Annotated in this window: 3 protein-coding genes; all 3 read right to left on the reverse strand. The window is 47.4% G+C overall.

Annotated elements, in window-relative coordinates; genetic code table 11:
• Positions 1 to 32: 32 nt before the first annotated feature.
• The gene (locus C7B77_RS26725; RefSeq protein ID WP_106312162.1) at positions 33 to 1,547 is read right to left on the reverse strand and encodes an ATP-binding protein; all 1,515 of its coding nucleotides are present in this window, start codon (positions 1,545 to 1,547) and stop codon (positions 33 to 35) included.
• Positions 1,547 to 2,872 carry a hypothetical protein gene (locus tag C7B77_RS26730; protein WP_106312164.1) on the reverse strand — a complete coding sequence of 442 codons (1,326 nt, stop codon included), beginning with the start codon at positions 2,870 to 2,872 and terminating at the stop codon, positions 1,547 to 1,549. Before C7B77_RS26730 ends, C7B77_RS26725 begins: the two co-directional genes overlap by 1 nt.
• A gap of 5 nt (positions 2,873 to 2,877) precedes the next feature.
• Positions 2,878 to 3,252: hypothetical protein (locus C7B77_RS26735; RefSeq protein WP_245894449.1), on the reverse strand; the 375-nt coding region annotated here is incomplete at its 5' end.

The raw sequence follows: 3,252 nt of genomic DNA on the forward strand, positions 1-3,252 counted from the left end.
CTTTCCCCCTTCCCCTTTTCCCTTTCCCCCTACTAAGTCCCCACATAAATATCCAATTCCGGTAAATCCAGCGCAGTGGGCTTATTAGAGCTGGCTGCTTCTGTAAATGCTTTGGCTCGGTTTTCGATCGCGAGGACACCTTCAGGGTTGCGACTGTAGAGACTCTTGACCCGATTTCTGGCCGTGAGCAACGAATCTGCATCGATTTGAATGTTTTGACCCCGACCTTTGTAGAACTGCATCTTGGCGGCAACAATCGCCATTTGCTCTAGTTCTGCACCCGTGTATTTATTGGTGGCTTCAATAATTGTCAACCACTCTTCAATGCTCATCGCTCCATGTTCTGACTGGGCATACCGTTTATCGAAGCGGGCGCAGTGCAGTTGGAGAATCTGCTTGCGCTCGTCAGAGCTGGGGAAATCGACATAGAACACCCTGTCGAATCTACCCGCACGAGTGAGTTCGGGCGGTAGGTTTTCGAGGCGGTTCAAAGTGGCAAGGACGAATGTGGCGGAAGATTTTTCGTTGAGCCAGGTGAGGAGAATACCGAGTAATTCCTTGCCATGTTCGTCAACGAAGAACTTATCGAATTCGTCTAGGTAAGGCATGTTGGGCGCACAAGCATCAATGCGAGAGAGCAGTTGCTTGAATTTAGCAACGCCGCCAGATTTAACGACATCGATCCCGATATTCACCAGGGGAAATCCCAATTTTTGGGCGCAGATTTTAGCAAAATAAGTCTTCCCCGCCCCAGGTATGCCTACCAGAATCCAGCCTCTAGGCAATGGTAGACCGCATTCTCGTGCCGCAGGGGTAAAGTCCATTTTGACTTCTGCTAGAGCCTCTTTGACTAGATCCATGCCCCCAATATCTTGGGTGGTGGTGTCGCCAATAAATTCGAGTCCGAAGGATTTGAATAGAGTGTACTTGTAGTCTAAAAGTCGATCGCCTAAAGTTTCGAGGTTGGTAAGAACATCGCGATTGGCTCTAATTCCAACAGTAATTTCTTCTATTGTTAAACCCGCTAAAATGTTTACCAGTCGGGGTGATTCGGCGATGTTAATTCCCTGTTCTAATAGGAGCGTGGTTAGCTCGAAGTTAGTAGGAAGCGGGAACTTATATTCCCAAATAATCTGGCTCAGGTAAGAGGGAATATGCCCTCGTCCCGATTCCATGAAGATGACCAGACATTCTCGATTTAGCTGATTGAGTCTGGCGAACAGTTGCGAGATTGCTTGATAACAACCTTCTCGCTCTATTGGTGATACTGCATCGATCGTCGCAAATAGATTCTCGAATACATACAAGCCATTGATATTAGCTTGTAACGAGCTAATTGACTCGATCGCAGCCTTAGCTGGATGAAGATTTAGCGTTCCACCCATTGTCGATAAGGGCTGAAAATCGGGCTGCAATAACGACCACAAATAGACAGGTTTATTTAACTCATCACCCACTAATTGAATTTTGTCAAGAGTATGTTGACGATCGATTACTGTTGTCTCGACCTTAATTAATGGATAGTTTCTAATTAAGTTTTTCAACATTACTGCTCGATCCCCTCTGCTCGATCGAGATCTGGGGCTTCTGTTTGGAGTATGGTAATCGGTTGTCCATTGGCTGGGCTTTGAGGCTCTGTGGTTGAAATTTCACCGTTTGGCTTTGAATTCAGTTCGTGGAGGTTGACCGGAATTTCTGGTTCCTCCTTGCCAAAGGTAGAGCCATAGGGCGGTGGTGGTGGGGCGAATCGCGATGTGGCGGTAGGTTGAAGATTGGAAGTTTTCTGAGTTGTTGGGGATGTAGATTGAGATTTAACGGGGGTTTTCAGTGCGGGTTGCTGATTTTGGGCTTGTAACTGTCGTTCGAGGGCTGCTACTTTGAGCATCAGGGCTGCTACTTCATCGGTCGAAGTTTCCAGTACTGTTGCTGGTTGCCAAGTTTTAACCGCATCGATAGTCTGAGGCTTACTCTGAAGGTGACTTTGAAGCCGCTCGATCCGCTGTTCCAGTCCGATTAATTTGTTTGCCAAGTGTGAAACTTCAATCTGATGTAGCGTCTGGGGATGTCGCTGCTGTTCGTGGGCGTTAGCATTTTGCGCGGTACGAATCAGATCGCTAATGACCCTAGCTTGTAGTTTTAGATCTGCGAGTCGATCGTTCGTCTGTTCTAACCCTTCAATATACTGGGATTGCTCGGCGGTGGGAGCTGTTGCTAGTCGTTCTAGATCTACTGAATCGATCCGATCGAGCGACTCTGCAACCGAAGCTAGATCTCGCTCTAGACTGCTCGTGCGTTCGCGCTCATCTGTGAGTAAGTTGAAATCGATCGACAGCCGCTCGGATGTGAGATTGACAAACTTCATTAATTGCCGTTCGGCATCTGCTCCTCGCGTCGCTTGCACCGCGATCTTGCCCTCGCGATCGACATCAAAATCGAGCAGAGTCCGATCGGATTTGGAATCTCTAACCGTGTAATTAATCGCACCGTTGGCAGTGACAGATTTATAAAATATATAATCCCGTTCGAGTTGCCGTCCGCGATCGAGGGAGCCAGTCAACTGTTCGAGTCGATCGATAAAAATTGCGGCGCGTCGATAATTGGTATCGCTTAATTTCTCTCCTTGAGCTAACCGATCGAGATCGGGGATCGATATTTTATCTAATCGGGCGCGTTCGCTAATTGCTGCGGTTTCTGTTTGGATAGCTTCATTCTGGCTATGCTTGAGAATCGACAACCCACCCAGAATCAATCCGGCTGTCGCTCCCACCAAATTAGCTCCAATCCAGAAACCTAAGTTGTAGCCGAGTTTATGCGCCCACTCATCGATCTGTTGAATCTCTCTGGTTTTGTCGTCTTTATTAGTTTCAAGCATAATTTTTAAGCGATAATTTTTTTGCTCAATTCGACAAGTTCGTCCAGAGACATTGCATTGTAATTGCTGGAAACTGTCGCTACTTCCCCGCCGTTCATCGCTCTTTCCAACCGCTCGGTTAAGTGAGAAAAGATAGTGACTCCATTCCGTTCGGCGATCGCCAATCGGCCATCGAAATACATCAAGTGATACTCATATTGACGATCTTCTACCCAGTGAATGTAACTGCGGCCATTATCATCCCGCCACAGTTTCTCGTACTCGTTCCAGCACTCGGTAATAGCTGGATGTCGATCGAATTTGGGTAACTGTTGCGATGTCTCGATTTCAGACTGAATTTGGTGGTGAGTTTTCATGTTGGGGTGTGGGGTGTCGGGAGG

The sequence above is a fragment of the Chamaesiphon polymorphus CCALA 037 genome (genome assembly GCF_003003845.1).
GTDB classification, from domain to species: Bacteria; Cyanobacteriota; Cyanobacteriia; order Cyanobacteriales; family Chamaesiphonaceae; genus Chamaesiphon; species Chamaesiphon polymorphus.